The sequence below is a fragment of the Allobosea sp. CER48 genome, from assembly GCF_044752385.1.
Taxonomy (GTDB): Bacteria; Pseudomonadota; Alphaproteobacteria; order Rhizobiales; family Beijerinckiaceae; genus Allobosea.
Genome location: NZ_JBIWYK010000189.1, coordinates 1 through 5,940, shown reverse-complemented (window position 1 = coordinate 5,940; position 5,940 = coordinate 1). Strand labels below are relative to the sequence as shown.

7 protein-coding genes are annotated in these 5,940 nt (G+C 63.9%); 6 read left to right on the top strand and 1 reads right to left on the bottom strand.

Annotated elements, in window-relative coordinates:
- Positions 1–186, bottom strand: a 186-nt coding sequence (locus ACIPIA_RS09020) for a hypothetical protein (RefSeq protein ID WP_400508708.1), incomplete at its 3' end; no start/stop codon positions are given.
- 45 nt (positions 187–231) lie between these two features.
- On the opposite strand from ACIPIA_RS09020, the gene ACIPIA_RS09015 reads away from it, so the two are divergent.
- The 6 genes from ACIPIA_RS09015 to ACIPIA_RS08990 all read left to right on the top strand — a co-directional run bounded on the left by ACIPIA_RS09015 (position 232) and on the right by ACIPIA_RS08990 (position 5,871).
- Complete coding sequence (locus ACIPIA_RS09015) at positions 232–1,155, top strand: ABC transporter permease subunit (protein WP_400508707.1); 924 nt, start codon at positions 232–234, stop codon at positions 1,153–1,155.
- Between the two features lie 4 nt (positions 1,156–1,159).
- The gene (gene livM / locus ACIPIA_RS09010; RefSeq protein WP_400508705.1) at positions 1,160–2,545 is read left to right on the top strand and encodes a high-affinity branched-chain amino acid ABC transporter permease LivM; all 1,386 of its coding nucleotides are present in this window, start codon (positions 1,160–1,162) and stop codon (positions 2,543–2,545) included.
- Positions 2,545–3,399 (top strand): ABC transporter ATP-binding protein, encoded by an 855-nt coding sequence (locus tag ACIPIA_RS09005; protein WP_400508703.1) that lies wholly within the window; start codon positions 2,545–2,547, stop codon positions 3,397–3,399. The genes livM and ACIPIA_RS09005 overlap by 1 nt, the downstream gene beginning before the upstream one ends.
- A complete protein-coding gene (locus ACIPIA_RS09000; RefSeq protein WP_400508702.1) occupies positions 3,396–4,127 on the top strand; it encodes an ABC transporter ATP-binding protein in 732 nt (243 codons plus the stop codon). Before ACIPIA_RS09005 ends, ACIPIA_RS09000 begins: the two co-directional genes overlap by 4 nt.
- Positions 4,128–4,251: 124 nt before the next feature.
- On the top strand, positions 4,252–4,626 hold the full coding sequence (locus ACIPIA_RS08995) for a DUF6867 family protein (RefSeq protein ID WP_400508700.1): 375 nt from the start codon (positions 4,252–4,254) through the stop codon (positions 4,624–4,626).
- A 129-nt stretch (positions 4,627–4,755) separates the two neighbouring features.
- Positions 4,756–5,871, top strand: a complete 1,116-nt coding sequence (locus tag ACIPIA_RS08990; RefSeq protein ID WP_400508698.1) for a branched-chain amino acid ABC transporter substrate-binding protein — start codon at positions 4,756–4,758, stop codon at positions 5,869–5,871.
- Positions 5,872–5,940: the final 69 nt, after the last annotated feature.

Below are 5,940 nucleotides of genomic sequence, written 5' to 3'. Positions count from 1 at the left end.
ACGGCCTCCGCGCAACACGCAATCATCATGCGTCAAAAGCACGCCGCAGCGCAGAGTATTCTGCACATTTTCGAGGCGTTTCGTTCGTAATTGCTTTTGACAGAAATTTGGCACGGAGCGATTGTCGCTGGCGCAAGCCATTGGTAGCTCTGCATGGAAATCGCATCCCGCATGCGTCAGCGTCATGCTGATGACGAGAACGGGAGCTGGTTCGAGGGGTCGGCGTCGTCAATGGAAGTCTTTCTGCAGCAGCTCATCAACGGGCTGACATTGGGATCGATCTACGGTCTCATCGCCATCGGCTACACGATGGTGTTCGGCATCATCGGCATGGTGAACTTCGCCCATGGCGACATCTTCATGCTGTCCGCCTTCATCGCGCTGATCTTCTTCATGCTGGTGACGTCGGTACTCGGCATGGGGGCCGGCATGATCCTGCTGGCACTCGTCATCGTGCTGGCTCTGGCGATGTTCTTCACCTCGCTCTGGAACTGGACGATCGAGCGGGTGGCCTACCGGCCGTTGCGCGGATCCTTCCGCCTGGCGCCGCTGATCTCGGCGATCGGCATGTCGATCTTCCTGGTCAATTTCGTGCAGGTCGTTCAGGGCCCGCGGAACAAGTCGATCCCGCCGCTGCTCAACAAGTCGATCACCCTGATCGAGAGCGCGACCTACTCGGTCCAGATTTCCTACAAGCAGATCGTCATCATCCTGACGACTGCGGTGCTCCTCGCGGCCTTCTGGTACATCGTGCAGAAGACCCCGCTCGGCCGCGCCCAGCGCGCCTGCGAGCAGGATCGCAAGATGGCCGCCCTTCTCGGCATCGACGTCGACCGCACCATCTCGATCACCTTCGTGATGGGCGCGGCGCTCGCGGCGGTGGCCGGCGTGATGTATCTCGTGCTCTACGGCGTGGTGAACTTCGCCGACGGCTTCACGCCGGGCGTCAAGGCCTTCACCGCGGCCGTGCTCGGCGGCATCGGCTCACTGCCCGGCGCAGTCATCGGTGGCCTGCTGATCGGCCTGATCGAGGTGATGTGGTCGGCCTACTTCACCATCGACTACAAGGACGTCGCCGCCTTCTGCATCCTTGCCATCGTACTGGTATTCATGCCCTCGGGCATCCTCGGCCGGCCGGAAGTCGAGAAGGTCTGACGCCATGGCACGCCAAACGACAACCACCGCGGCCGCCCCCGGCCGCGACTTCAAGGCGGCCCTCAAGGAGGCCGGCTTCGCCGCCCTCGTCACGCTCGGACTCTGCATTCCGATCGTGGCCTGGGGCACCCGCCAGAACATGGACAACGTGCTGGTGCTCGATCCGCGCTGGGACGCTGTCGCCTGGGCCGTCGGCATCGTCTTCATCGGGAGGCTGCTGGTCGCGCTGCGCCAGCAAGGCCGCAAGGACGGCAAGGCCGCGGTGCGTCTGCTCCCGCACGGCACCATTGCCTTCTTCCAGCGCTATTCGCGTCTCTTCTCGCTGTTTGGTCTCGGCTTTCTCGTCACCTTCCCGGCGATCGCGATCGGGCTCGCGGGCTGGGGCGGCGCGCTGAAGTGGATCGACAATTTCGGCGTCCAGATCCTGATCTACGTCATGCTCGGCTGGGGGCTGAACATCGTCGTCGGCCTCGCCGGTCTGCTCGATCTCGGCTACGTCGCCTTCTATGCGGTCGGCGCCTATTCCTACGCGCTGCTGGCGAAGAATTTTGGCCTGTCCTTCTGGATCCTGCTGCCGATGGCCGGCATCCTGGCCGCCTTCTGGGGCATGCTGCTCGGTTTCCCCGTGCTGCGCCTGCGCGGCGACTATCTCGCCATCGTGACCTTGGCTTTCGGCGAGATCATCCGCCTCGTCCTGGTCAACTGGACCGAGTTTTCCAACGGCTACGCCGGCATCTCCGGCATCCCGCGCCCGACCTTCTTCGGCATCCCCTTCACGGCCGCCGACAACGGATTCGCGGCTGTGTTCGGGCTCGAATTCTCGCCTCTCTACCGAACGATCTTCCTCTATTACGTCATTCTCTGCCTTGCCCTGCTGACGGCCTTCGTCACGCTGCGCCTGCGCCGCCTGCCTGTAGGCCGCGCCTGGGAAGCTCTGCGCGAGGATGAGATCGCCTGCCGCTCGCTCGGCATCAACACCACCAACACCAAGCTCACCGCCTTCTCGATCGGCGCGATGTTCGGTGGCTTCGCCGGCGCCTTCTTCTCGGCGCGGCAGGGCTTCATCTCGCCGGAATCCTTCGTCTTCATGGAATCGGCGGTCATCCTCGCCATCGTCGTCCTCGGCGGCATGGGTTCGCTCTGGGGCTGCGCCATTGCCGCGATCGCCATGATCGGCGGCACCGAGTTGCTGCGCGAGCTCGACTTCCTGAAGCAGATCTTCGGCCCCGACTTCGACCCGACCAAGTACCGCATGCTGATCTTCGGCTTCGCCATGGTCGTGATCATGATCTGGAAGCCGCGGGGCCTGATCTCGGTACGGGAGCCCACCGCCTTCCTGAAGGAAAAGAAGACGATCTCGGCCGACCTCGTCCAGGAGGGCCACGGCTGATGCCCAGCTTCAACTCCAAAGGGCGTGCGTTGCTCGAGGTCGAGCACGTCACCATGCGCTTCGGCGGCCTGACCGCCGTCAACGACCTCTCCTTCCAGGCCCACAAGGGCGAGATCACCGCGCTGATCGGCCCCAACGGCGCCGGCAAGACCACCGTGTTCAACTGCATCACCGGTTTCTACAAGCCGACGCAGGGCCTGGTCTCGCTGAACCATGACGACGGTTCGAGCTTCCTGCTCGAGCGCATGCCGGACTTCCGCATCTCCTGGAAGGCCAAGGTCGCCCGCACTTTCCAGAACATCCGCCTCTTCGGCGGCATGACGGTGCTCGAGAACCTGCTCGTCGCCCAGCACAACCCGCTGATGATCGCCTCGGGCTTCACCTTCCTCGGCGTGCTCGGCGTCGGCGGCTACAAGGCCCGCGAGAAGGAGGCGATCGACAAGGCCAAGTTCTGGCTCGACAAGATCAACCTCACCCATCGCGCCGACGACCCGGCTGCCGACCTGCCCTATGGCGACCAGCGCCGGCTCGAGATCGCACGCGCCATGTGCACCGATCCCGTCCTGCTCTGCCTGGACGAGCCGGCCGCGGGCCTTAACCCGCGCGAGAGCCTCGACCTCAACACGCTGCTGCTCTCGATCAGGAATGATCTCGGGACGGCGCTGCTGCTGATCGAGCACGACATGTCGGTCGTCATGGAAATTTCGGACCATGTCGTGGTCCTCGATTACGGCACCAAGATCGCAGACGGCACGCCGGCCGAGGTGCAGGCCGACCCGAAAGTCATCGCCGCCTATCTCGGCGTCGATGACGAAGAGGTCGAGGACGTCGAAGCGGAGGTCGGCATCTCGTGACTGTGGCCCAGCCTCTCCTCGCCGTCCGCGGCGTCAAGACCTATTACGGCAAGATCATCGCGCTGAAGGGCGTCGACATCGACGTCAACCCTGGCGAGATCGTCACCATGATCGGCGCGAACGGCGCCGGCAAATCCACGCTGATGATGACGATCTTCGGCAATCCGCAGGCCCGCGAAGGTTCGGTGACCTATGACGGCCGCGACATCACGCGGATGCCGAGCCATGAGATCGCCCGCCTGGGAATAGCGCAGTCGCCCGAAGGACGCCGCATCTTCCCGCGCATGACGGTGTTCGAGAACCTGCAGATGGGCGCCGCCGTCCGCAATTTCGAGCATTTCGACGAGGATCTCGAGAAGATCTGTGTGCTCTTCCCGCGCATCAAGGAGCGGCTGCAGCAGCGCGGCGGCACGCTCTCCGGCGGTGAGCAGCAGATGGTCGCCATCGCCCGTGCGCTGATGGCCCGCCCGAAGCTGCTCCTGCTCGACGAGCCCTCGCTGGGCCTCGCTCCGCTGATCGTGAAGCAGATCTTCGAGGCGATCCGCGAGCTCAACAGGACCCAGGGCCTCACCGTCTTCCTGGTCGAGCAGAACGCCTTCCACGCGCTCAAGCTCGCCCATCGCGGCTACGTCATGGTCAACGGCGTGATCACGATGAGCGGCTCGGGCAAGGAACTCCTCGCAAACCCGCAGGTCCGCGCCGCCTATCTCGAAGGCGGCCGCCACTAGAAACCGGCAGCGGAAGCATGGCCTCCCGCTGCAACTTTTTGATGAGAGACGGCTGCACACCGCCCGTGCCATCGCTGTGTCGATGTCAGCCGCTTCCAAAGCCGAATGAAGCCGGGAGCAAGAGATGCAAGGCATCCTCTACGAAGAACCGACGGTCTGGCTCTTCCTGCTGGTCACGGTAATCATGGGCGGCTGGCTCGCCTGGATGGCAGGCCGGGCCATCGCCCTCACCTGGCGGCCGAACTGGCAGCTCGTCGTCTACATGCTGATCCTCGGCCTGTTCGTGCGCTTCATCCATTTCGCGCTGTTCCAGGCCACGCTGCTCACCCTGCACTACTACATCGTCGACTGCATCGTGCTGCTCGCCTTCGGCTTTGCCGGCTGGCGCTACAACCGGGCCAAGCAGATGACGCGGCAATACCACTGGCTTTTCGAGCGTGCCGGCCCCTTCGGCTGGAAGCCGCGCGCCGGAGCCGAAATCCGGCCTGAATTGCTCTGAAAGAGCTCACGAGCTTGGTGCGTGACAGACCCCAGAAAAAGCGCAAGACTGTCGCTCAGGGTGACAAGAACGCACCGAGACGGGTGGCCCGTCCAGCCCGTTGTCAATCATAGAGGGGAGTTGCATCACATGAAGAAACTGCTGTTGGGCGGCATTGCACTCGGCGCGGTCCTCGCCATGTCCGGCGTGGCCAATGCGCAGATCAAACTCGGCGTCGGCGGCCCGATCACCGGCCCGAACGCCGCATTCGGCGCCCAGCTCAAGAACGGCGCCGAACAGGCGGTCGAGGACATCAACGCCGCTGGCGGCGTTCTCGGCCAGAAGATCACCATCTCGGTCGGCGACGACGTCTCCGATCCGAAGCAGGGTGTCTCGGTCGCGAACAAGTTCGTTGGCGACGGCGTGAAATGGGTCCTCGGCCACTTCAACTCCGGCGTCACCATGCCGGCCTCGGAAGTCTATGCCGAGAACGGCATCCTGATGATCTCGCCTTCGGCGACCAACCCGAAGATCACCGAGCGCGGCCTGTGGAACACCTTCCGCACCTGCGGCCGTGACGATCAGCAGGGCAGCGTCGCCGCGGCCTATCTGCTGAAGAACTTCAAGGACAAGAAGATCGCCGTCGTCCACGACAAGACGACCTATGGCCAGGGCCTCGCCGACGAGACCAAGAAGGGCCTCAACGCCGGCGGCGTCAAGGAAGTGCTCTATGAAGGCGTGAACGCCGGCGAGAAGGACTTCTCCGCGCTCGTCTCGAAGATCAAGGCGGCCGGCGCCGACTACCTGTACTGGGGCGGCCTGCACACCGAAGGCGGCCTGATCGTGCGTCAGATGCGGGATCAGGGCCTGAAGACCGTGCTCGTCTCGGGTGACGGCATCACCACCGACGAGTTCGCCACCATCGGCGGCCCCGGCGTCGAAGGCACCCTGATGACCTTCCCGCCGGACCCGCAGAAGCGTCCGGAGGCGGCTGCCGTCGTCAAGAAGTTCGCAGCCAAGAACTTCAAGCCCGAAGCCTACACGCTCTACAGCTACGCGGCCGTGGAGATCATGGCTGAGGGCGCCAAGCGCGCGAACTCGACCGACCCGAAGAAGATCGCCGCGGCGCTGCACGGCGGCCAGCCGGTGAAGACCGTGATCGGCGATATCGGCTTCGACAAGAAGGGCGACATCACCCGCCCGGACTACACCGTCTACACCTGGAAGAAGGGTGCCGACGGCAAAATCTCCTATGTCGAGAACTGATCGCGACGGCTGATCCGGCCTGAACGAAAGAGCCCGCCCCGGCATTCCGGGGCGGGCTTTTCTTTGAAG